This is a genomic window from Pigmentiphaga sp. NML030171 (assembly GCF_002188635.1).
GTDB classification, from domain to species: Bacteria; Pseudomonadota; Gammaproteobacteria; order Burkholderiales; family Burkholderiaceae_B; genus Pigmentiphaga; species Pigmentiphaga daeguensis.
Window position 1 is genome coordinate 293,422 of record NZ_NINX01000033.1, and the last position, 22,547, is coordinate 315,968.

The following is a 22,547-nucleotide window of genomic DNA, read 5'->3' on the forward strand; positions in this document are numbered from 1 at the left end:
TGTTCATAGTACAATTCCTCGAATTTCGGGCGCCCAGCCATGCCGGAGGAATTCGACCCATGCCACAAACACAGCTGATCGGCCTCATAGGCGGCATGAGCTGGGAATCGTCGGCCCTGTACTACCGGCTGATCAACGAGGCCATGCAGCGCCGCGCCGGCGGCCACCACAACGCCGAGAGCATCCTCGTCACGCTGGACTTCGAGCCGCTGCTGCAGGCCGGCGCCGACGGCCGCTGGGGCGATGTGGGCGCATCGCTCGTCCATGCGGGCCAGCGGCTGGCGCGTGCCGGCGCCGGCTTCTTCCTGCTGACCGCCAACACCGCCCACCGCTTCGCCGACGAGGTCGAACGCGGCGTCGGCCTGCCCCTGCTGCACATCGGCACTCCCACGGCCACCGCGCTGCGAGCCGCCGGCCTGGATCGCGCCGGCCTGATCGGCACCCGCCACGTCACCATGTCGCCCTTCTACAGGGACTGGTACCGCGACCACCACGGCATCGAACTGGTTCCGCCGGCTTCCGAGGACTGCGCGGCGCTGGACGCCATCATCGTCGACGAGCTGACGCGCGGCCGCATCGATCCCGGCTCGCGCCGACGGGTGCTGGCGATCATTGACGGAATGCGGCTCGCCGGCCTGCAGGCGGTCGTCGTCGGATGCACCGAACTGCCGCTGCTGCTGGACGGCGCCGCGCCGCCTCTCGCCTGCTACGACACCACCCGGCTGCATGCCGAGGCCGCGGTCGAGCGGGCGCTGGGAGGACCGCCGTGATCCCGTCCACCATCTGACAGGCTGCCCCGCATGCCCGCATCGAAACAGCCCAAGCGTGCCGCAACGCCCGCCGTGCGCGAGAAGAAAGGCATCCAGTCCGTCGAAGTGGGCGTGCGGGTCATCGACGCACTGGCGGCGGCCACGGGTGCGCTACCGTTGCGCGACATCGGCAAGGACGCCGGCATCTCGGCCAGCCAGGCGCACCGCTACCTGACCAGCTTCGCCAAGTCGGGGCTGGTCGTGCAGGATCCGGCCACCGGCCACTACGGCCTGGGGCCGCAGGCGCTGCGCTGGGGCGTATCGGCCATGACCAAGACCGACGTCTTCACACTGGCCTCGCAAGCCCTGGACCGCATCTGTACACGCTTCGACCTGACGGGCCTGCTGTGCGTGTGGGGCGAATCGGGGCCGACCTGCATACGGCTCAAGCGCAGCACTTTCCTGATCGGCACCGACCTGGGCCTGGGATCGGTATTCCCGGTCCTGACCTCGGCCTCGGGCATCGTCTTCATGGCCCACCTGCCGCCGGCCATCACCAAGCCCTTCATCCAAAAGGAGATCGCGCGCGCCAAGGCGCGAGGCGAACGCATAGGTTCCGCCGACCTGGGCCAGATGTGCCAGACCGTACGTGCGCGGGGCTATGCCGAGAACCACGGCCACTACGTCAACAACCTGTCGGCCCTGGCCGCGCCCATCCTCGACTACCAGGGCGCGCTGTCCACCGTCATCACGCTGATCTTCCGCGAACCGCCCGGCCAGGCGATCGTGCCCAGCGCCGCCGAGATCGCCGCGGCGCTGGTCGAGGAAACCCAGGGCGTATCGCGCTCCATCGGCTGGAAGCCCGCGGCGGAGTAGGCCATGCCCATTCCCGCGCTTTCCACGCCGCGCCTGCTGCTGCCTCCCCTGACGCTGGCCGATGCCCCGGCCATCCAGCATGCCTTCGCGCGCTGGGAAATCGTGCGCTTCCTGGCCGACCGCGTTCCCTGGCCGTATCCCGAGGACGGCGCGCTCGTGTTCCTGCGCGATGCGGCGCTGCCGGCCATGGAGCAGGGCCGGGAGTGGCACTGGAGCCTGCGGCCCAGGCAGGAGCCCGGCCGGCTGATCGGCGTGGTGAGCCTGATGGACGACCCGGACAACAACCGGGGCTTCTGGATCGTGCCGGAATGGCAAGGCCAGGGCCTGATGACGGAAGCCGCCGAAGCGGTCACCGCCTACTGGTTCGACGTGCTGGGCAAACCCAGGCTGCGCGTGCCCAAGGCTGCGGCCAACATCGCGTCCAGCCGGATCTCGGCGCGCGGCGGCATGCGCATGGTCGCCACCGAGGAGCGCGGCTACGTATCGGGCAGGCTGCCCAGCGAAATCTGGGAGATCACGCGCGAGGAATGGCTTGCGCGGCGCAAGGGCCAGGCGGCGGGCGATTGATTGCCTGCATGCGACCTCCTGGCCCCGATAGACGCGCATGGTAAAACAGATCGCCCCCGCGCTTCACCGGAGAGAACACATGGACAGCACGAGCTCCATCCATCACTCGGCCGTCGACGGCTATACCAAAGGGGCGGACACCTACGTCCGCGGACGTCCCGACTATCCGCCGGAAATCGCCGGATGGCTGCGCGATACGCTGGGCCTGCATGCCGGCGCCACCGTGCTGGACCTGGGCGCGGGCACCGGCAAGTTCACGCCCCGCCTGCTTGCCACGGGCGCCAGCGTGATCGCCGTGGAGCCGGTGGCCGCGATGCTGGACAAGCTGGCCGCGTCCCATCCCGAGGTCCGCCCGCTGGTCGGCACGGCCGACGCCATCCCGCTACCCGATGCCAGTGTCGATGTGGTCGTGTGTGCGCAGGCCTTCCACTGGTTCGCCACGGCCGAGGCCCTGGACGAGATCCATCGCGTGCTCAAGCCCGGCGGCCGGCTGGGACTGGTCTGGAACATGCGCGACGCGCGCGTGCCCTGGGTGGCCGCGATCGACCGCATCGTCAACGAGTTCGAGGGCGACGCGCCGCGCTACTACACCGGTGCCTGGCGCCAGGCCTTTCCCCATCCGGGCTTCGGCCCCATGGACGAGCGGCACTATGCCAACGGCCACACCGGATCCCCGGAAGACGTCATCCTGAACCGGGTGCGCTCCACCAGCTTCATCTCGGCGCTGCCGCCGGAACAGCGGGCCGGGGTGGATGAACGGCTGCGGACCTTGATCGACGCCCAGCCCGAACTGCGCGGCCGCGACGTCGTGACCATTCCCTACGACACCGCCGCATACTGCCTAGTGCGGGTGGATCGGGTGGCATCGGCGCCATGAGCCAGAACATCTACGACAACCCCGCCTTCTTCGAAGGCTACGGCCGCCTCGGCCGGTCCATCCACGGCCTGGCGGGCGCGCCCGAGTGGCCGGCGTTGCGGGACATGGTGGGCGACGTCCGGGACCAGGCCATCGTGGACCTGGGCTGCGGATATGGCTGGTTCAGCCGATGGGCGCGGGAGCATGGTGCCGCTGGCGTGCTGGCGCTCGACGTTTCCGAGCGGATGCTCGCTCGGGCGTGGGAGCTGACTCCCGAAGGCGGCATAGACTATCGGCGGGCAGACCTCGAACAGCCCGCGCTGCCAGCCCGGGCATTCGATCTCGCGTACAGCTCGCTGACCTTTCACTACATCCAGCGCCTGCCGGAACTGCTCGCGGCCATCCACGCCGCGCTGAAGCCGGAAGGCCGCCTGGTTTTCTCCATCGAGCATCCGATCTACATGGCCTCGCGCCATCCGGGATGGTTGCCAGGTGTCGACGGCCGCAAGACCTGGCCAGTGGACAACTACCAGCTCGAAGGCCCGCGCGTCACGAACTGGCTGGCCGAGGGCGTGGTCAAGCAGCACCGCACCCTGGGCACACTGTTCCGGCTCCTGGTCGAGGCCGGATTCACCGTGACGCGCCTGGTCGAATGGGGCCCCACGGAAGAACAGGTGCGGGCCATGCCCGAACTGGCGGAGGAGCGCGAGCGGCCGATGATGCTGCTGGTCTCGGCATCGGCTTGAACGGCCGGTCCGGCCGGCCGCCCTGGAAGCATGCAAGGGCGGCTACGCATGATCCGGCCGCGCATCGCGCATCGCCCGCATCTCCCGGCCCAGCGACAGCGCCAATATCGCGGCCGCGCCCAGGCAGCCGGCCAGGGCTGCCATGCCCAGCGAGAAGCTGCCGGTGCTTTCCTTGATCCAGCCCATCAGGTAGGGGCCGGCAAAGCCGCCCAGGTTGCCCACCGAGTTGATCAGCGCGATGCCGCCCGCCGCCGCCGTGCCTTGCAGGAACAGCGGCGGCATTGCCCAGAACGGCCCCAGGCAGGCATAGATGCCGACCGAGGCCAGGCCCAGGCAGCACAACGCGATCCACGGCGTGCCGAAGTACAGACTGGCGAGCAGGCCGGCCACGCTGAGAAGGGCCGCGGCCGCGACGTGGCCGGCGCGTTCTCCGCGCTTGTCGCTGCGGCGGCCCCAGGCCAGCATGGCCACCGCGCTGACGGCATAGGGCGCGGCCACGATGAAGCCGACCGCGGCATTCGAGTAACCCATCGCCTTGGCGATCTGCGGCAGCCACAGGCCGATGCCGTACAGCCCGATGACGATGCCGAAGTACACGCCGCACAGGACCAGCACGCGGCGATCCACCAGGGCCGGCCACATGGCGTGGTGGCTGCGCCCCGAACCGGCCAGCCGGTCCCGCGCCAGGTCTGCCTCGACGATCTCGCGCTCGCGCGGCGACAGCCACCTGGCGGTGGCCGGCCTGTCCGGCAGCGCGAACAGGACCACGATGCCGAGCACGCACGAGGGCAGTCCTTCCAGGATGAACAGCCATTGCCAGCCCTTGAGCCCCATCACGTCGTCCATGCCGACCAGCAGGCCCGAGATGGGCGAGCCGATCGCGCTGGCCAGCGGCACCGCCGCCATGAACAGGGCGATGAACTTCGCCCGGTGACGGGCCGGGAACCAGTAGGTCAGGTAGAGCAGCATGCCGGGCAGGAAGCCCGCCTCGGCGACGCCGAGCAGGAAGCGCAATGTAAGGAAGCTCGCGGTGCCGGACACGAAGGCCATGGCCGCCGAGATCAGGCCCCAGGTCACCATGATCCGCGCGATCCACAGCCGCGCGCCAACCTTCTCCAGGATGACGTTGCTGGGAATCTCGAACAGGAAGTAGCCGATGAAGAAGATGCCTGCGCCCCAGCCGAAGATGGTCGGCGTGAAACCCAGGTCCTGGTTCATGGTCAGCGCGGCGAAGCTGATGTTCACCCGGTCCAGGAAGGCCATCAGGTACAGCAGCATCATCAGCGGAATGATGCGCGCGCTGATCTTGCGGTAGGGGTCGATCGGCGTGTCGTTGTCCATGCCCGCTCCGGTGGGGGATGTCTTTTTGGCCGCGCCCATCGTAGCGCATTCCCTCCGGAGCATGGCGGGCCCGCCTACGCCCCCCCGCCCAGCACCGTGACGTCGGTGGGCCAGTCGGTGAACGGCCCGGGTTCCGAGACCTGTACGCCGTGGGGCATCCTGCCCATGCGCCGCGCGCCGCGCGCCGTGACACGCACGGTGTCGCCCCAGGCGAACTGGAACACGCCGTCGGCGGTCGAGATCGCCGGCTTGCAGATATAGACGCCGTCCTCGGGGAACACCGCCTCCATGGCGCGTTCGGTCGCGCCGTAGAAGGGATCGCCGCCGAGCTTGGTCAGCACCAGCGGCCGGTCGTCGCCCAATCCCCGTCCGTGCAGGATAAGCGAGGCCTTCAGCCCGGCCAGCGGGCCGCTGCGCGGCGCGATGCGGCGCGTGATGTCCACCGTCGCGGCGATCGCCTCGCGTACGGTGGCACCGGCGCGCAGCACCTCGAGCAGTTCGGCGTACATGTCGCCATGGATGACCGACAGGTCGCGGATGACGGGCGGACAGCGGTTCACCGCCACCACGGGCAGGCGCTGGGCGCGGTAGCCGATGACCGAGGCCTCGATCTCGCCCAGGATCAGGTCGCCCTCGCGCAGCGGCCGGGCGGTGGGCCGCGTGAGCGTGCGGCCGGGATTATCGCCGCTGATCCAGTTGAAATGAACCGACAGTTCCGAGCCGCGCCGAAACATGGCGTGCATGGTCTCGGCCCAGACGACATAGTCCGGCACCCCAGGCTGCGCCGCGGCCAGTTGCGCCTCCAGCGCGCGCTCGACCAGGTCGATGGAGCATTGCAGGACGTCGATCTCTTCCTGGCTCTTGACCTCGCGCACGTCCTGCATCAGTTCGCCTGCCTCGACGAAGCTCGCGTTCGGCACCGCGCGGACCAGCGCCTCATAGGTGCCGTGCATGATGGTGCCTTCGGGGGTGCGAGTGCCACCGACCAGCCCGCTGATGCCAATGCGCTGCCCGTCCAGCCCCAGTTCCCGCAGCCGCTCGCCCATGGCGGCGCCGAACTGCCGGTTGACGGTGCGCACGTCCGCCACCCAGTCCTGTACCAGCGGCCCCCACCGCTCCTGCGCGGAGGTTGCGACGACGGTGACCTCGCCTTCCAGCGGGAAGACCACGCCTATGGACGTGTCGGCTCCGCCCCCGCAATGGGACAGATAGCGGGCATCGGCCTGCCAGTCGGTGGAGTTGCCCGGATTCGGCGGGGCAATGATGGCGGCAAGGTTTTCCTCGGCCATGCGCTGGCGTACCGCCTTCCAACGGCGGTCGCGTTCGGCCAGAGAAAAGCGGCGGTAGGGGTGCATCGTCGGTGTATCGGTCATGACGGTCGAAGGAAAAAGGGGTCACGCGGCATCCGGATGCACGATGGCCATCCAGATCGGTTCCTTGCGGCTGCCGGTGACTTCCATGGCCTCGGCCAGCCGCGACAACGGGAAGCGGTGAGTGATGAGATCGTCGGCGGTGACCTGCCCCGAGGCCAGCAGGTTCAGCACCAGGTCCGTGTCCTGCTTCGTGCAGGAACGCGTGCCGACGAAGCGCCAGCAGTGATGCATCATGTCCCGGATCGAGAAGGGCAGCATCGACGTGTTGCCACCCATGTGGACCAGGGCGCCGCCCGTGCCCAGGGCCGCCATGGCCTGCGCGCTGCCCGGGCCCGAGGGAAAGAAATCCAGCACCGCGTCCGCCCCCTGGGGCAGCAGTTCGACCAGGCGCCGCGTCAGGCCCCCGTCCTCTTCCCAGCCCGGCAGATCCTCCAGGGCCACCGTTTTCACGGGCAGGCCGCCGGCCAACGGCCGCAGGGCCTCCAGGCGCGAGTCGGAGCGCCCGACCAGCACCAGTTCCCGCGCGCCGAAGAAACGGGCGAACTTGATCGAGGCCGTGCCCATGGTGCCGGTGGCCGCAGTGATGACCAGCCGGCCGGAGGCCGGCATGCCGGTCTGCCGCAGCGCGCGCACGGCATTGCCCAGGTCGTGCAGCTTGGCGCCCACGTCGAAGCTGACGTTGTCCGGCAGCGGATCGACGTGGCTGGCGGGCACGCGCACGTATTCCGCCAGGCCGCCGTCGTGGTAGCGCTCGTACAGCGGCATGGGGCCGGTGCCGAAGGCCGCGTGGCCGATCATCGCGGTGGACGGGCACATGGGCTCGCGCCCGCTCAGGCAGTATTCGCAGCGTCCGCAGGTCAGATTGGGCGAGACGCGCACGCGCCGGCCGGCCAGGGCCGGATCGACGCCGGCGCCGGTCTCGGCCACCGTGCCGGCGATTTCATGGCCGAGCGTGGTCGGCAGGTGGCGAAAGCGCCCCTTGGCCAGCAGCTTGGTGATGCCCGGCGCGATGCCCGCGCTGGCCACCCGCACCAGCACCTCGCCCGCTTCCGGCACGGGCACGTCCACCGTTTCCAGCTTGAGTTCGCCCGATGCATGGGCGCGGGCGGCGATCATCTGCTTCATGTTTCCCTGTCCTGTCGTTCTTCTTGCGGCTTAGCGCGCGCGCAGCCGTTCCACCGCCGCGGCATCGAGCCTGCCGCCTTGCTTGGTGCCCTGGGCCGATTGCGGGATCTCGTGGCGGGATGCCAGCATCAGGTACTCGACGGGTTCGTGGTGGATGCTGGTGAAGGCCACGCCCTGCGGGATGCGCACGAAGTCGCCGGGCTCGATCTCCAGGCAGCCGCGCTGCGTGACCAGCGTGCGGCGCCCGCTCACCTGGTACTGCACTTCGTCGGCGTTCAGGTGGCGCTGGTAGACGCGGCCGTCACTGGCCGGGCGGCGCGTGCGGCCTATCCAGACGTGGGTCGAGCGGTAGATCCAGCAGGCCCCCGCCGCCTCGTCACCGGGGTCGAGCACGGCCAGCCGGCGCGGATCGTTCAGGGCGTGGTCCAGCAGCAGGCGTTCGTCGGCCGGCGCGAGCACCAGGCACTGCCCTGGGCCCGCCAGGTCCTTGGACACCATCTCGTTGACCACCGCAGGCTGCCATTCGGGAAACGGCGTCTGGCGATGTTCCGAGGTCCGGCGCGCGGGCAGCAGTTCGGCCGCCGGGTCCGACACGTACAACAGCAGGTGGATGTCCTGCCTGCCGTAGTTGTCGTGCGCCACGCCGTTGGGCAGCCGCACGAACTCGCCCGGCACCAGGTCGACCGAACCCAGCTCGGTCATCAGCAGGCGCTGGCCGTCCACCTGGTAGGAAATCTCGTCCGCGCCGGTATTGCGGTGATAGAAGCGCTGCCGCCCGTGCGCCATGGAGTAGCGTTCGATGCGCAGGTAAGGGCTTTCGTAGACGTTGCGTTGAGGCCCCTTCTGCTCGGAGTAGCGCGGCGCATAGTGGATGGCCTCGATGGGCGGCGGCTCCGGCGCCTTCACCGTGGACGGCACGGGGTCGTCCAGCAGCAGCGCCTCGCGCCGCGTCAGTATCACGGGCGGCGTGTCGAACGGAAAGATGTCGAGATGTTCCTGGACGGTGCTCATGCTTGGTCTCGCGTGGTCGATGGGATGGCCGTGGCCTCCGGTGCGCGCATCATGGCGGCAAGCGGTGGGAAAGACAAGACGACGATAAGTTTTTTCGGCAGGGCGGAAATGCGGTTTCTGGACTGAATCCGAGGGCTCGAAAACCCCGGTTCTCCAGCGGCCGGGCGGAGCCCGGCGAACAGGTTTGGCAGACCCATGCCGATAAATAAAATAGATACCATGGCGGGCCAGATTGATCGGCTGGACCGGCCGATCCGACTCAGGTGGCCGCGGCGGCCATCTCGGCGACGACGCTTCGTATCGCTTCGATCAGCGTCCGCGCCGCCGGAGACGGCTCTCCCGTGGTGCGCAGGGTCAGGCCGATGTCCCGTTCCGTGCCCGGCAGGGCGATGTCCAGCACCGCCAGGCTGCCTGTCTGGCACTCGTAGTGCAGCTGTTGGGCCGGCAGGATCGCCAGCATGTCCGTGCGCAGCAGCAACCCCCGGATCATCGCGAGATCGGCGGTCTCCACCGCGGGCTCGGGCGTGCGCACCCGCGCCCGCGCAAAGACGTCGTCCAGTATCGTGCGGGCGGGTGTGTGGGCGCGGGGCAGTATCCATTGCTGCCGGCCCAGCCGGGCCAGGGCCAGCCCCTTGCTGGCGGCCAGCGGATGGTCGCTGCGCGCCAGCACCACCATGGCCTCGGACATCAGCCTTTCGCTGCGGAACCCACTGGCCATGTCGGCGGCCCTCAGGCCGCCAAAGATGAAATCGACGTCGCCGGCGCGCAGGTCCGCGGCCAGGATCTCGTAGGCGCTTTCGTCGGTCACCACGCGCACGCCGGGGTGGGAACGGCTGACCCGGGCCACGGCCTCGGGCAGGATACGGGTGCGCGCGAAGGGCAGCCCGCCGACCACCACCTGGCCGCGTATGCTGCCCTTCACCGCTGCGATGTCGTCGGGAATGTGGCGCAGTTCGTTCAACGCCCGGCGCACCTGCAGCACGAACTGTTCCCCCGCCTCGGTCGGCTGCAGGCCGCTGGTCGTGCGATCGAACAGCGGGAAGCCCGCCCCGCTTTCCAGGATGCGTATGGCCGCGCTGACCGCTGGCTGGCTGATGCCCAGGGCATGCGCGGCGGTGGGCATGTGGCGATGCCGGGCCAATGCCACCAGCAGTTGCAGGCGGCGCGTGTTGAGGAGGTAGCTAGGCACCGCCGGCGCCACGGCCGTGCGGGCGCGCGGTTGTCCAGCCGCGCACCACGACGCCAGTTCTTCCAGTTCGCCGAACACCCGTGCGTTGCGATCGAGCACCGTCCGTCCGACCGCGGTGGGAACCATGCCCGTGGCGCGCCGCTCCAGCAGGGGCTCACCCAGTGCCTGCTCGATCTCGCGTATGGACCGGGTGACGGCCGACTGCGCGCGGAATAGGGCCGCCGCCGCGCGGGTAGCGCTGCCGTGCTGGGCCACAGCGGCCAGTACCCGTAAATGGGCCAGGCTGGGCAGGGAAGCGAGACGCTTTGGGGAAGTAGCCACGTTGCGGGTCCGGAAAAGATCCAGGTTGGGGCACGGCGCGCCGCACCGGCATACAAGCTTGTTCAAATGCCATCTTATTTTTTTATCGGCATTATGGCAGCCGCATGGATAATTTCTCCTCCTGACGCCTCGCCTGCTGGCGTCTCCTGGCACACTGCGGCCCCTGAAAGGCGATCGGATTGCCTTATGCCGGGCGCCCAATCTGTCTCAGAATGCGAGAACGCGCTTTGACGGCGCCGCGGCGGGTTGCGGACCATGGCCGCCAGGATCGAGGAGACGACATGAAATCCATCCCCAACATTTCCGTCGTGGCGGCGCGCCACGGCCTTCGCGCCCTGCACGTACTGGCGGCGGCCCTGCACGTACTGGCGGCGGCCGTCCCCTTGGCCTGCGCCGTGGCGCAGCCCTCGGGCTTTCCGAACGGTCCGGTCAGGATCGTCGTGCCGGGCCCTGCCGGCAGCTCCATGGACCAGTCTGCGCGCACGTTGTCCGAACCCCTGAGCAAGGCCTGGGGCGTACCGGTCGTGGTGGAGAACCGACCCGGGGCCGGCACCACCATAGGCAGCGACGCCGTCGCGCGAGCCGCCCCGGACGGCCACACGCTGCTTTTCACCTCGACCGCGTTCGTGCAGGCACCCTCGCTCTACCGCAACCTGACCTACGATCCCATCAGCAGCTTCGTGCCCGTGGCCCAGGCCGCGGACGCACCGCTATGGCTGGCTGTGAACGCCGGCATCCCGGCCAGGACCGTGCGCGAATTCATCGCCCTGGCCAAGGCGGCGCCCGGCAAGTACACCTATGCCTCGCCCGGCGCCGGCACGACGCCCCACCTGCTGGGTGGCCTGCTGGCCAAGGAAGGCGGCGTCGACATGCTGCATGTGCCCTACAAAGGCACGCCGCCCGCCGTCATGGACGTGGTGGGCGGTCGTGTCTCGGCCGTCTTCGCCAGTTACTCCACGCTGGCCCCGCAGGTCGAGGCGGGCAAGCTGCGCGTGCTGGCCAGTACCGGACCCACGCGTTCTGCGCTGACGCCCAACGTGCCAACCATGAAAGAGGCGGGTTTCTCGAACTTCGACCTCGTGGGCTTCGAGGGCCTGCTGGCCCCGGCGGGAACGCCGGGGCCGGTCGTCCACGCCATCGCCCGCGCGGTGGCGCAGGTCGGCGCAACGCCCGACGTGAAGACCAAGTACGCCTCCGTCGGCCTGGTCCCGGTAGAAAGCTCGCCCGAGGCCTTCTCGCAACTGGTCCGCAACCAGCTCCAGGCCTGGAAGGCCATCATCGCCAACGCCGGCCTGCAGCCAGAATAACCAGCCTTCCCTCTGGCACGACCGCATCGCGCGCCGTCCCGACGGACGGCGCCGGCCCGCTTTGCGTCCGCGCAGCCCGGGCCCGCCCTCATGCGCCCACGCTTCCCACAACGAGCCAGCCACGACTGGCAACGGAGACACCCGATGAAGACACTCAAGCCCCTGCTGGCCATCGCCACCGCCGCGCTGGCGCCCGGTCTGGCCCACGCCCAGAGCAACGTCACCCTGTATGGCATCGTCGATGCCTCGATCGAGTACATCAAGTCCGGCGACAACAAGGCCACGCGGCTCCAGTCCGGCGGGCTGACGCAATCGCGCTGGGGCCTGCGCGGCACCGAGGACCTCGGCAACGGCAACCAGGCGCTGTTCGTGCTGGAAGGCCGCTTCAACGTCGACGACGGCACCCAGGTGGGCGGCCAGTTGTTCGGCGGCCGTTCGGTGGTGGGCCTGTCCGGCAAGTGGGGCACGCTCACGGCCGGCCGCGAGTACAGCCCCATCTACGACCTGAAGATCCGCTCGAACGCCTTCAACGTCGCGCCGTACAGCACCACGCAGGTGCTGATGACCGCCGGCGCCTCGCGCACCGACAATGCCGTCCGCTACGACAGTCCCGTCTGGAAGGGTCTGCGCGCAGGCCTGTTCTACAGCCTGGGGGCGGAAAGCACGGCCCAGGGCAAGATGGGCCGCCATACCGGCGTGGCCGGACAGTACCAGCAGGGTCCGCTGTATCTGGGCCTGGCCTGGAACCGCGTGGACGTGCTGAACGCCGGCGTGCACGCCACCAACGAATGGATGGCTGGCGGCAGCTACGCTTTGGGCCGCGCCAAGCTCTACCTGAGCTATTGGCAGTTCCGCACCGACAACGGCGCGGCCCCCGACGCCCGCGTCAGCCTGTGGACGCTGGGCGCGAGCTTCACCGTCACGCCCAACGGCCGCCTGCTGGGCAGCCTGGGCCTGCTCGACGCGTCGCGGCCGGCTGCCGCCTCGGGCAACGACGCGCGCCAGATCACGCTGGGCTACGAGTACGACATGTCCAAGCGGACGACGCTGTATGCCCAGTATTCGCATGTCACCAACAAGGCGGCCGCCAACTATCAGCTGAGCCGCTTCGCCAACAGCGGCGTGGGCACCGGCAACGTCTCGGACCCGACCGCCTTCCAGGTCGGCATGCGGCATTCGTTCTAGGCGCTAGCGCGTGATGCCCTTGCTCTCGATCAAGGCGCCCAGCATGTCGTAGTCCTTCCGGAGATTCCGCTTGAATTCCTCGGGCGAGGTCATGTAGGGCTCGGCCGACAGCTCCTTCAGGCGCGCACGCACGTCGGGCGCGTCGGCCGCCTTGGCGAAGGCCTGGTGGATACGGGCCACCAGCGCCGGCGGCGTGCCCGCCGGCACGAACAGGCCGGTCCATTGGTGCGGGTTGAACGTGGGATAGCCCGCCTCGGCGAAGGTGGGCACGTCCGGCAGCGCGTCCATGCGCTGGTCGCTGGTGACCGCCAGCGCGCGCACCTTGCCGCCCTGCGCCTGGGGCACCGCCAGGGTGGCCGAGATCAGCAGCGCCTGCACGTGCCCGCCGACCAGGTCGGTCATGGCGGGGCTGCCGCCCTTGTACGGCGCGTGCACCATGTCCATCCGGGTCATGTCCTTGAACACCTCGAAGAAGAGATGGTTGCTGGTTCCCGCGCCGGGGCTCGCATAGGAATACTTGCCCGGCGCGGCGGCGGCGAACGAGACGAGTTCCTTGACCGATTTCACCGGCAGGGAGGGATTGACCAGCATGACCAGGGGTATGCGGACCAGCTGGCTGACCGGCTGCAGGTCCCGGAACATGTCGTAGGACAGCCCCTTGTAGAGATGCGGATTGGCCGGCACGCCGTCGGCGGTCATCAGCAGGGTGTAGCCGTCCGGCTCGGCCCGCGCCACGGCGCCTTCGGCCACGGTGCCGCCGGCCGCGGGGCGGTTCTCGATGATGACCGGCTGGCCGAAGATCTCGGCCAGGCGCGGCTGGAAGGCACGGGCGATGATGTCGGTCAGCCCGCCGGGCGCGAAGGCCACGATGACGCGGATGGGCTTGGCGGGCCAGGCTTCCTCTTTCGCGCCGGCGGCGGCGTGGGCGGACAGCAGGCTGCCGGCCACGAGCAGACAGGCGGCGCGCCGGGTACGGACGGACGGAATGGACTTGGGCATGCTTGTCTCCAGTAGGTATGGCACTGCGTGACACTGCGGTCACTTGCGATCCGGCCGGCGTTCAGGCCGAGGGAAGAAACTTCTCGGCCCGCACCCGGTGGCGGTCCACACCCCGCGCCGCCAGCCAGCCGGCGCAGGACTCGATCATGGGCGGCGGGCCGCACAGATAGACATCGGGCGCATCCCGCAGCATGTCGTCGTGCAGCAGTTGCGTGACGTGGCCGGTGGCGCCGGTCCATCCTTCGCTGGAGACCGCGATGCGCTCGATCTCGACAGGCAGGATGCCGGCCAGTCCGGCCAGTTGCTCGTGGGCGAAGAATTCCGCCGCCGCGTTGGCGCCGATCAGCAGCCGGATCGGCGGCGCCGCGCGCGGCGCGCGGGCCAGGTGGCCCAGCATGGACAGGAAGGGCGCCAGCCCCGTCCCGCCGGCGACCAGCAGCAGCGGGCGGCCGTTCTCGCGCAGGTAGAAATGGCCGGACGGCGGCGTCAGCGTCAGTGCCTCGCCCACCTTGGCGCGCTGGGAGAGGTAGGCGCTCATGGCACCGTCCGGGACCAGCTTGTGGAAGAACTCCAGTTCGTCGCGCCCCGGCAGGTTCGCGAACGAATAGGCCCGCGACACGCCGGCGCCGGGCACCGACAGGTTGGCGTACTGGCCTGGCAGGAAATCCAGCGGACGGTCGGCCTGCAGCCGCGTCCGCACGACCGTGGACGAGACGCGCTCGACCGCGGCCAGCCGCGCCGCGATGGCCGCCGGCGCATCGCCGGCCTGGAAACTGGAAGGATAGGGCAGCTCCACCACGCACGACGAACGCGGCAGCATCTTGCACAGCAGCGTCTGCCCCTGGTCGCGCTCGTCGCGCGACAAGGCTTCGTCGCTGTAGTCGTCCAGTTCGAACTCGCCCGCCGTGCACCAGGCCTTGCATTCGCCGCAGGCGCCTTCCAGGCAGTCGTGGGCCAGTTCTAGCGAGGCGCGATAGGCGGCCTGGTAGACCACCTCGCCGGGGCGGGCGGGAAACCGGACCGTCCGGCCGTCCTCGAAGATCGCGGTGATGTCATGCATGGGGTGCCCGCCTAGATGTGATAGACATCGACCGTGCCCTCGATCTTCTCGTCGATCATCACGATGCGCTTGCGGGCGATCTTCAGGCCGCCGTCCGTGCGCCGCAGCGTGTAGTCGTAGCGGCCGCCACGCGTGGCCTGGCCGCGCGGCCCCACGCAATGCACCAGCCAGGACGCGCTGACCTCGACCTCGTCGCCGGACTGGCCGGTGATGAGGATGTTGCTCGTCTGGTGCGCGGTCCGGTCCAATGGCAGCGACGCGAACGAATCGCGGCTGCGGATCCGGAACACGCGCTCCTCCAGGCCCAACCGGGAATCCATGTGCATCAGGCACAACTGCGTGCGCGGGTCGGTGGTCAGGGTGTCCTCCGACAGCCAGGCGGGCACGAAATACTCCACGTCCGGCGCGAACAGGTCCAGCCAGGCGTCCCAGTTCTTCTCGTCCAGGTAGGTGGCCTCGCGGGCCAGCAACGTGGATACCTGCACGTGCAGGTCGGTATCGACGACCATCAGCCCCGCTCCTCGTTCATCACCCGCAGCCAGTGGCGGTAATAGCCCTGGTAGAAGACCTCGTGGTCCCAGTTGTCGGAGGCCGCGACCGCCTCGCAGCCTATGTCCATCAGCGGCCGGCATTGCGCGCCGGGCCGCATGGCCCGCTCCCCGCGGCCGTAGTCGTTCCACCGGCTCAGCCGGGCCTCGCCGCCAATGGCGGTGTCCTCCAGCGCGGCAATGTCGTCCGAGGTGGCCATGCCCGTGGGCAGGTAGAAGTCCACGAACTTGCGCAGCCGCGACGCCCGCGCCTCGGCGCTTTCGCCGCGCGGCGCGATGCACTGGATGCGCACCTCGGTACGGTCGGCCGACAGCGGACGCAGGATGCGGATCTGCGTGGAAGGCTGGTCGAACAGCAGCATGTTGGGGAACAGATAGAGATTGCGGCCCATGCCGACCATCCAGTCCACCTTGCGCTCGTCGAACTCGCCCAGCAGCCGCTCGCGGGCCTCGTACAGCGGCGCGGCCTCGGGCGTCGAGCGACGCGCCCAGATGCCGATGTGGCCGTTGCCGAAATCCGCGGTGCCCGATTCGACCCTGCCCACGATGCGGCCGGCCTCGGTCCGTTGCGTGCCGGCGCCGCCGCGCGCTTCCTCGCGCATCGCCATCGTGGCGGCGAAGACGCGGTGCACGGTGCTGACGTGATAGCCATCCACGCCGTTCTCGCCACCCATCTTCCAGTTGCCGCGGATGATGTAGGTGGAATCGCCCTCGACCACCTCCAGCCCCTCGGGCGATTGATCCACCATCAGGTCCATCCAGACCCGGGCCGGTCCCAGGTGATCGTGCAGTTCACCCACATCGGCGCACAGGCTGCCGAACACGAAGCCCCGGTAACTGTCGACCCGGGGCACCACCTTCAGCCCGAAGCCCTCGCGCAGGTTCTCGTCGCCCGCGTAGGCGCCGGTCTCCTGGTTCTTGATCTTGATGCAGCGCCCCGTCTCGGCATAGGTCCAGCCATGGAACCGGCAGGTGAAGCTCTTGGCCGACCCCTTGCGCAGCGGCGCGACCACGGTGCCCCGGTGCGCACAGGCATTGACGAAAGCGCCGATGCTGCCGTCCTTGCGGCGGTTGACCACCACGGGCTGGCGCCCCATGTATCGCGTCACGTAGTCGCCGTGCCGGGGCAGCTCGCTTTCATGGCACAGGTAGACCCAGCCGCCTTCGAAGATGCGGGCCATCTCGGCCTCGAACAGCGCCGGATCCCGGTAGATCCCGCGATCGACCAGGAACCTGCCGCCGTCCGCCTCGTCCAGCACATACCCGGAGAAAGCGGGCTTGCTGGTGGTTGTCGGTGTTGTCATCGTCTCGCTCCACTCGTTGTGCAGCGAATCTTAGGTTTGGGGTAGATATATGTAAAATGAAATGATTGAATCTCACTCATTCTTCATGAGAATGACATTGGGCATGAACAAGCCGCTTTCGCGCAAGCTGGACCTGAACCTGCTGGACCTGTTCGATGCCATCTATCGCACGCGCAACCTCACGGCGGCGGGCAAGGCGCTGGGGCTGAGCCAGCCCGCGATGAGCCACGCGCTGGCCCGCCTGCGCGACATGTATGGCGATCCGCTGTTCGTGCGGCTGGCCAAGGGCGTCGAGCCCACTCCCTTCGCCGACGAACTGGTGGGCCCGGTGTCCCAGGCCTTGCAGATCCTGGCCCAGACGCTGGAGAAGGGTTCGTTCGTACCCGCGACCGCGCGACGCGTGTTCCGCCTGGCGATGACCGACATCGGCGAGCACACCTTCCTGCCCCGGCTGATCCGCCATCTCCAGCACCATGCGCCGCAGCTGTGCGTGGAGACCATCGCCACCAGCGCGAGCCCGGAGGAGCTGGCCCAGGAACTCTCGAAGGGGACCATCGACCTGGCGCTGGGCGCCATCAACCCCGACATCGCCGGCGTGCGCAGCCGGATCCTGTTCTCGGACGTCTATGCCTGCGTGGCGCGGCCATCCACGGTGCCGCGCGGCACGCTCAGCCTGGCCGAGTTCAAGCGGGCGCGACACGTGGTGCCGAACGTGGCGGGTACCAACCATTCGATACTGATCGACCGCATGCTGGTGGCCAACGGCATGAGCGACAGGGTGGTGGCGCGGGTGACGCACTTCCTGGCCATCGCCGAACTGGTGTCGGACACCGACGTGGTGGCCATCATGCCGCGCAACCTGGCGCTGTCGGTGGCCCGGCGCTGGGGCCTGTGCCACTTCGCTCCGCCGGTGCAGATGCCGGGCTACGACGTGATGGTGTACTGGCACAAGCGCCATGACCAGGAACCGGGCAACACCTGGCTGCGGCAGGTGATCGTGGAGCTGTTCCATGGCGGGCCGCATCCGGCCCGGACGAAGGCCAGGACACGGGGTGGTTCAATCCGCTGACTGCGCCTGCAGCAGCGTCTCGACCTTCACCGGCAGGTCCCGCACGCGCACGCCGGTGGCATGGTGGACAGCCGAGGTGATGGCAGCCGCCACCCCGGCCAGGCCGATCTCGCCGATGCCCCGCGTGCCCAGTTCGTTCAGCACGGTGTCCGGATGCTCGACGAAATGCACGTCGATGTCCGGCGCGTCGGCATGGGTGGCGACCATGTAGTCCGCGAGGTTGTTGTTGACGGGTGCGCCCTGGCGCGAATCGTAGGAAGTTTCTTCCAGCAGCGCCATGCCCACCCCCATCACGACGGCCCCCTCGATCTGGTTGCGGCCGGTGCGCGGATTGATGATGCGCCCGGCATCGATCACCGTCACGACGCGGGCCACGCGCAGCCGGGCGATGGCCGGCTCCCAGGTCACCTCGACGAAATGAGCGCCGAAGGAATGCATGGAATGGCGCTTGGCCCGGGGGTCGGCGTCGCTGCCCTCGGACTGGCCGTGGCCCTCGATCCGCTCGATGCCCGCCGCGCGCAGCACGTCCTGGAAAGGCACCCCGGACGATGGCGGGCGCCCCGCGCCATGCAGCCGGCCGCCGGTCAACCGCAAGTCGTCGGCGGCCACGCCGGCCAGTTGCGGCAGGCCGGCGCGCGCGGCGCAGGCGGCCAACTGGCGGACCGCGTCGCGGGCGGCCGCCAGCACCGCGGGCACGAGCGAACCGGTGGCCATCGAGCCGCCGGAGGTGGGTCCCGGCGGCAGCGCCGTGTCTCCCAGCGCCACCTCGATGCGGTCGGGCGGCAGGCCCAGCACCGAGCCCGCCATCTGCGCCATCACGGTGTAGGTACCGGTGCCGATGTCCTGCGTGGCGCTGGCCACGCGCGCGGTACCGTCGGCCCGCAGCGCCACGCTGGCCTGTGCCTTCAGCCTGACCGCCATCCACGAACAGGCCGCCATGCCCCATCCCAGGACCAGGCCGTCGCGCCGCATGGACCCGACGCGCGGATCGCGCCGTGCCCAGCCGAAGCGCTCCGCGCCTTGCAGCAGGCACTCGCGCAGGTGGCGGGACGAGAAGGGCAGGCCGGCCGCCTCGTCCTGCTCGGGTTCGTTGCGCAGCCGCAGTTCGACGGGATCCATGCCCAGCTCGATGGCCAGCTCGTCCATGGCCGATTCGATCGCGTACAGGCCGGGCACGGCGCCCGGCCCGCGCATGGACGTAGTGGGCGCGATGTTCCGGCGCGCGGATCCGTAGGCGGCGCGCAGGTTGGGCGTGCTGTACAGGAAGCCGGTCGCCTCGCCGCAGTTTTCCTTGTGGTATTCATCCATCGCCACATGGAACAGGTAATCGTGCCGCAGCGAGGTCAGCCGGCCATCCCTGGTCGCGGACAGGCGCACGCGCTGGCTCGTGTTGGAGCGATGCCCGACGTTGTGGAACATCATCCTGCGGCTCAGCACCAGCTTGACCGGACTTCCCAGGTCGCGCGCCGCGGCCGCCGCCAGCAGCGAATGTCCCCAGGGCCAGAGCTTGCTGCCGAAACCCGACCCCACGTGTTCGGTAACGACGCGGACGCTATCTTCCGGCACGTCCAGCATGCGCGCCATCGCCACGCGATGGTTCACGATGCCCTGCGAGCTTTCGTACAGCGTGAACGCGCGGCCGTCGTAGACCGCCACGGTGGCGTGCATCTCCAGGGGATTGTTGGTCTCGGGCGGCGTGGTGTAGGTATGGTCGATGCGGATCCCGGCTTGGGCGTATGCGCCCGGCGCATCGCCGCGCTCGGTATCCACCCGCGGTTCGTCATCGGGCGCCAGATCCATGGATACGTCCGGCGTCTGCGCGTCGTATTGCACGGCCACCGCCGCCGCCGCGGCCATCGCCTGCTCCAGCGTGTCGGCCACCACCAGCGCGACATACTGGCCGTAGTAGCGGATCTCGTCGTCCTCCATCGGCGGACGGTATTCGTCCAGCTTGGCCGCGCTCTCGTCCACGCGCGGAAAACGGCCGATGTTCTCGCGGGTGTAGACCTTGCGCACCCCGGGCATGCCGCGGGCGACGCCCGTCTCGATGCCCAGGATGCGCCCCTTTCCCACGGTGGCGCATACCGGTACGGCGTGCAGCATGCCGGGCAAGCCGTGGTCCGCCGCGTAGCGCGCGCGGCCCGTCACCTTGAGCGGCCCTTCCACGCGGATATGGCCGGCGCCGATGGAGGATTCGGTGTGCTGGGTCATTTCGCTCTCCGTCAGCCGGCCGCCGTCACGGTATCCAGGGCGTGGACCAGGCAGCGCCGCGCCAGCTCGATCTTGAACGCGTTCTGGCTTTGCGGCCGCGCCTCGCGCAGCAATTCCCGCGCCGCGGCATCGAATACCGCCGCCGAGGGCGCGCCGCCCGCCAGCAGGACTTCGGCCGGCGGCGAGCGCCAGGGCCGCGTGCCCACGCCGCCCATGGCGACCCGCGCGGCCTGGATGCTGCCGTTGGCCATGGTCACGACCACCGCGGCCGAGGCCAGGGCGAACTCATAGGACGCGCGATCCCGCAGCTTCAGGTAATGGGAGCGGGTGCCGGCTGGCAGCGCGGGCAGCGTCACGTGCGTGATCAGCTCGCCTTCCTCCAGCACCGTCTCGCGCTGCGGCGTATCGCCCGGCAGCACGAAGAAATCGTCGATGGCCACCGTGCGCGCGCCTCCGGGCCCCTGGATGTCTATCGTGGCGCCCAGCGCCATCAGTGCGACGTTCATGTCCGACGGATTGCTGGCGATGCATGCCTCGCTGGTCCCCAGCACCGCCAGGTTGCGGTTGTAGCCGCCGATGGCGGGACAGCCCGAACCAGGCTCGCGTTTGTTGCAGGGCATGGCCACGTCGCGGAAATACACGCAGCGGGTCCGCTGCAACAGGTTGCCGCCGGTCGTCGCCATGTTGCGCAACTGCGCCGAGGCTCCGGACAGCAGCGCCTGCGACAGCACCGGATAGCGTTCGCGGATCAACGGATCATGGGCCAGGTCCGAATTGCGCACCATCGCGCCTATGCGCACGCCGCCGCCGGGCGTGGCCTCGATGCGGTCGAGCGGCAGATGGCTGATATCGATCACCATGGCCGGCCGTTCCACGTCCAGCTTCATCAGGTCGATCAGCGTCGTGCCGCCCGCCAGGAACCGGACCGTCGAGCCTTGGCGGTCTTCGGCATAGGCGGCGGCACCCACCGCCTGGGCGACGTCTTCGGCTCGCCAGAGCTGGAATATTTCCATGGCCGCCCCGCTACGCGGTGCCGCGGCGCGCCTGCCGCACGGCCGCCAGGATGTTCTTGTATGCGCCGCAGCGGCAGAGGTTGCCGCTCATGGCCTCGCGGATATCGGCATCCGTCTCGCCGCAGGGTTCGGACAGCAGCGCCGCCGCCGACATGATCTGGCCCGCGGTGCAGTAGCCGCACTGGTAGGCATCCTGCTCCAGGAAGGCCGCCTGCACCGGATGCAGTCCGCCGTCCCGGGCCAGTCCTTCCACGGTGGTCACCTCGCGGCCGTCCAGCGTGGCCGCCAGCACCAGGCAGGCATTGACCCGCCGGCCATCCAGGTGGACGGTACAGGCGCCGCACTGCCCATGGTCGCAGCCCTTCTTGGTCCCGGTCAGGGCGAGGTGTTCGCGCAGGCAATCGAGCAGGGTGGTGCGAGGGTCCAGGCGCAACTCGTGGCGCACCCCGTTGACGGTCAGGCCCACTTTCGTGGACAGGAACATGGCGGGTTGCGAGGCGGGGGCAGGGCACATGGCGATCTCCGGAAGCCCCGGCGCCGCAGCAACTGCCGTTCCCGGCCCCGGCCCGGGCATGGGGACCGGCGCCGCCCGTTTTGCCCTTTTGGTCCATATATCGGACTACCTATATCGACACATTATTTCTATAAACAGAAAATCCTGCTCTCGCCGGTCCATATTACGGACCAGCAATCACCAGGAAAACTACCGAGCATGATCAAGGTATTCGACTTGCTGAACGGCGCGCGCATGACCGCCGCCTACGCCGAGGCCTGCCTGGCCCACGGCGTGGAAGCCGTCCACATCACGCTGAACAATTTTCGCGGCATCAACCCCATCCCCGACCTGCGCCATTCGCTGAACCAGCTGGCGGACTACCGCGCGCACCTCGCCACCCTGTCGGACCTGGTCCAGGTGGTCGAGGACGGCGACGGCTTCGAGCGAGCCAGGCAGGCGGGCAAGCTGGGCATCGTGCTGGGCTACCAGAACGTGCCGGGCGTGGCGCGTGACCTGAAGCTGATGGAGCTTTTCCACGCGCTGGGCGTGCGCGTGATCCAGGTCGCGCACAACATCCGCAACCTGTACGGCGACGGCTGCGCAGAACCGGCCGACGCCGGACTGTCCTCGCTGGGGCGCGAACTGGTGGGCGTGCTGAACGACCTGGGCATCGTCATCGACCTGTCGCACGTGGGCGACCGCAGCGGCCTGGACGTGCTGGCCCTCTCGCGCCATCCGGTGGCGGTGACGCATGCCAATGCCTACGCCCTGTGCCCCAACGCCCGCAACAAGAGCGACGCATTGCTGGACGCGCTCAAGGCCAACGGCGGCGTGCTGGGCATCACCTACCTGCCGCCGCTGGTGCGCATGCCGGGCGAAACCCCGGGCGTGCAGGACGTGGTGGCGCACATCCGCTATGCCGTCGACCGCATCGGCGTGGCGCACGTGGGCATAGGCTCGGATTTCATCACCGACCAGCCGGCCGAGCGCTACCAGGAATTCATGCGCAAACCCGAGGTCTACGGGACCTGGCCATGGCGCTATCCCATCAACGACCTGCAGGCCCAGCAGGACATGCTGGCCGGCCTGGCGGACATCGGCCTGGCGCGCCGCGACATCGACGCCATCGCCCGCGACAACTTCCTGCGGCTCTTCCGCATCGTGATGGCGGGCACGCCCGCCGCCTGACCACAAGGACATC

Annotated in this window: 21 protein-coding genes; 9 read left to right on the plus strand and 12 right to left on the minus strand. The window is 69.1% G+C overall.

The features are described 5' to 3' along the window. The first annotated feature begins 59 nt into the window (after positions 1-59). The 5 genes from CDO46_RS13625 to CDO46_RS13645 all read left to right on the plus strand — a co-directional run bounded on the left by CDO46_RS13625 (position 60) and on the right by CDO46_RS13645 (position 3,794). A complete protein-coding gene (locus CDO46_RS13625; protein WP_087839003.1) occupies positions 60-770 on the plus strand; it encodes an aspartate/glutamate racemase family protein in 711 nt (236 codons plus the stop codon). A gap of 30 nt (positions 771-800) precedes the next feature. Continuing rightward, a complete protein-coding gene (locus tag CDO46_RS13630; RefSeq protein ID WP_087839004.1) occupies positions 801-1,625 on the plus strand; it encodes an IclR family transcriptional regulator in 825 nt (274 codons plus the stop codon). 3 nt (positions 1,626-1,628) lie between these two features. Then, positions 1,629-2,192, plus strand: a complete 564-nt coding sequence (locus tag CDO46_RS13635; protein WP_087839005.1) for a GNAT family N-acetyltransferase — start codon at positions 1,629-1,631, stop codon at positions 2,190-2,192. 79 nt (positions 2,193-2,271) lie between these two features. After that, positions 2,272-3,069, plus strand: a complete 798-nt coding sequence (locus tag CDO46_RS13640) for a class I SAM-dependent methyltransferase (protein WP_087839006.1) — start codon at positions 2,272-2,274, stop codon at positions 3,067-3,069. Next, on the plus strand, positions 3,066-3,794 hold the full coding sequence (locus CDO46_RS13645; protein ID WP_087839007.1) for a bifunctional 2-polyprenyl-6-hydroxyphenol methylase/3-demethylubiquinol 3-O-methyltransferase UbiG: 729 nt from the start codon (positions 3,066-3,068) through the stop codon (positions 3,792-3,794). Before CDO46_RS13640 ends, CDO46_RS13645 begins: the two co-directional genes overlap by 4 nt. 42 nt (positions 3,795-3,836) lie before the next feature. Here CDO46_RS13645 and CDO46_RS13650 read toward each other — a convergent pair whose 3' ends face one another. The 5 genes from CDO46_RS13650 to CDO46_RS13670 form a co-directional block, all read right to left on the minus strand. Beyond that, entirely contained in the window at positions 3,837-5,135 is a 1,299-nt protein-coding gene (locus CDO46_RS13650) for an MFS transporter (protein ID WP_087839008.1), read from the minus strand. Between the two features lie 74 nt (positions 5,136-5,209). Then, positions 5,210-6,508, minus strand: coding sequence for a M24 family metallopeptidase (locus CDO46_RS13655; RefSeq protein WP_087839009.1), 1,299 nt, complete (start codon positions 6,506-6,508; stop codon positions 5,210-5,212). Between the two features lie 21 nt (positions 6,509-6,529). Beyond that, the gene (locus CDO46_RS13660) at positions 6,530-7,633 is read right to left on the minus strand and encodes an alcohol dehydrogenase catalytic domain-containing protein (RefSeq protein WP_087839010.1); all 1,104 of its coding nucleotides are present in this window, start codon (positions 7,631-7,633) and stop codon (positions 6,530-6,532) included. 30 nt (positions 7,634-7,663) lie between these two features. Next, entirely contained in the window at positions 7,664-8,644 is a 981-nt protein-coding gene (locus CDO46_RS13665) for a hypothetical protein (protein WP_087839011.1), read from the minus strand. A gap of 259 nt (positions 8,645-8,903) precedes the next feature. Beyond that, complete coding sequence (locus CDO46_RS13670; protein WP_087839112.1) at positions 8,904-10,154, minus strand: LysR family transcriptional regulator; 1,251 nt, start codon at positions 10,152-10,154, stop codon at positions 8,904-8,906. A 281-nt stretch (positions 10,155-10,435) separates the two neighbouring features. Here CDO46_RS13670 and CDO46_RS13675 point away from each other — a divergent pair, with 281 nt between their 5' ends. Beyond that, complete coding sequence (locus CDO46_RS13675) at positions 10,436-11,461, plus strand: tripartite tricarboxylate transporter substrate binding protein (protein WP_176400738.1); 1,026 nt, start codon at positions 10,436-10,438, stop codon at positions 11,459-11,461. Between the two features lie 144 nt (positions 11,462-11,605). Continuing rightward, positions 11,606-12,646: a porin gene (locus CDO46_RS13680; protein WP_176400739.1), complete on the plus strand. Its 1,041-nt coding sequence runs from the start codon at positions 11,606-11,608 to the stop codon at positions 12,644-12,646. Between the two features lie 3 nt (positions 12,647-12,649). On the opposite strand, the gene CDO46_RS13685 is transcribed toward CDO46_RS13680, so the two are convergent. The 4 genes from CDO46_RS13685 to CDO46_RS13700 all read right to left on the minus strand — a co-directional run bounded on the left by CDO46_RS13685 (position 12,650) and on the right by CDO46_RS13700 (position 16,557). Further along, on the minus strand, positions 12,650-13,645 hold the full coding sequence (locus CDO46_RS13685; protein WP_087839014.1) for a tripartite tricarboxylate transporter substrate binding protein: 996 nt from the start codon (positions 13,643-13,645) through the stop codon (positions 12,650-12,652). Positions 13,646-13,706: 61 nt separating this feature from the next. After that, positions 13,707-14,705: an FAD-binding oxidoreductase gene (locus CDO46_RS13690; protein ID WP_087839015.1), complete on the minus strand. Its 999-nt coding sequence runs from the start codon at positions 14,703-14,705 to the stop codon at positions 13,707-13,709. 11 nt (positions 14,706-14,716) lie between these two features. Beyond that, the gene (locus CDO46_RS13695) at positions 14,717-15,214 is read right to left on the minus strand and encodes an aromatic-ring-hydroxylating dioxygenase subunit beta (RefSeq protein ID WP_176400740.1); all 498 of its coding nucleotides are present in this window, start codon (positions 15,212-15,214) and stop codon (positions 14,717-14,719) included. Further along, a complete protein-coding gene (locus CDO46_RS13700; RefSeq protein WP_087839017.1) occupies positions 15,214-16,557 on the minus strand; it encodes a Rieske 2Fe-2S domain-containing protein in 1,344 nt (447 codons plus the stop codon). The genes CDO46_RS13695 and CDO46_RS13700 overlap by 1 nt, the downstream gene beginning before the upstream one ends. Before the next feature lie 103 nt (positions 16,558-16,660). On the opposite strand from CDO46_RS13700, the gene CDO46_RS13705 reads away from it, so the two are divergent. Further along, complete coding sequence (locus CDO46_RS13705; RefSeq protein ID WP_176400741.1) at positions 16,661-17,626, plus strand: LysR family transcriptional regulator; 966 nt, start codon at positions 16,661-16,663, stop codon at positions 17,624-17,626. On the opposite strand, the gene CDO46_RS13710 is transcribed toward CDO46_RS13705, so the two are convergent. The 3 genes from CDO46_RS13710 to CDO46_RS13720 are packed head-to-tail and all read right to left on the minus strand — an operon-like array spanning position 17,615 to position 21,364. Further along, positions 17,615-19,837 (minus strand): xanthine dehydrogenase family protein molybdopterin-binding subunit, encoded by a 2,223-nt coding sequence (locus CDO46_RS13710; RefSeq protein ID WP_087839019.1) that lies wholly within the window; start codon positions 19,835-19,837, stop codon positions 17,615-17,617. The genes CDO46_RS13705 and CDO46_RS13710 overlap by 12 nt on opposite strands. 11 nt (positions 19,838-19,848) lie before the next feature. Beyond that, the gene (locus CDO46_RS13715; RefSeq protein WP_087839020.1) at positions 19,849-20,850 is read right to left on the minus strand and encodes a xanthine dehydrogenase family protein subunit M; all 1,002 of its coding nucleotides are present in this window, start codon (positions 20,848-20,850) and stop codon (positions 19,849-19,851) included. A 10-nt stretch (positions 20,851-20,860) separates the two neighbouring features. Then, positions 20,861-21,364, minus strand: a complete 504-nt coding sequence (locus CDO46_RS13720; RefSeq protein WP_243724602.1) for a (2Fe-2S)-binding protein — start codon at positions 21,362-21,364, stop codon at positions 20,861-20,863. Positions 21,365-21,562: 198 nt separating this feature from the next. Between CDO46_RS13720 and CDO46_RS13725 the strand changes: the two genes are divergently transcribed. Further along, on the plus strand, positions 21,563-22,534 hold the full coding sequence (locus CDO46_RS13725) for a dipeptidase (protein ID WP_087839022.1): 972 nt from the start codon (positions 21,563-21,565) through the stop codon (positions 22,532-22,534). Positions 22,535-22,547: the final 13 nt, after the last annotated feature.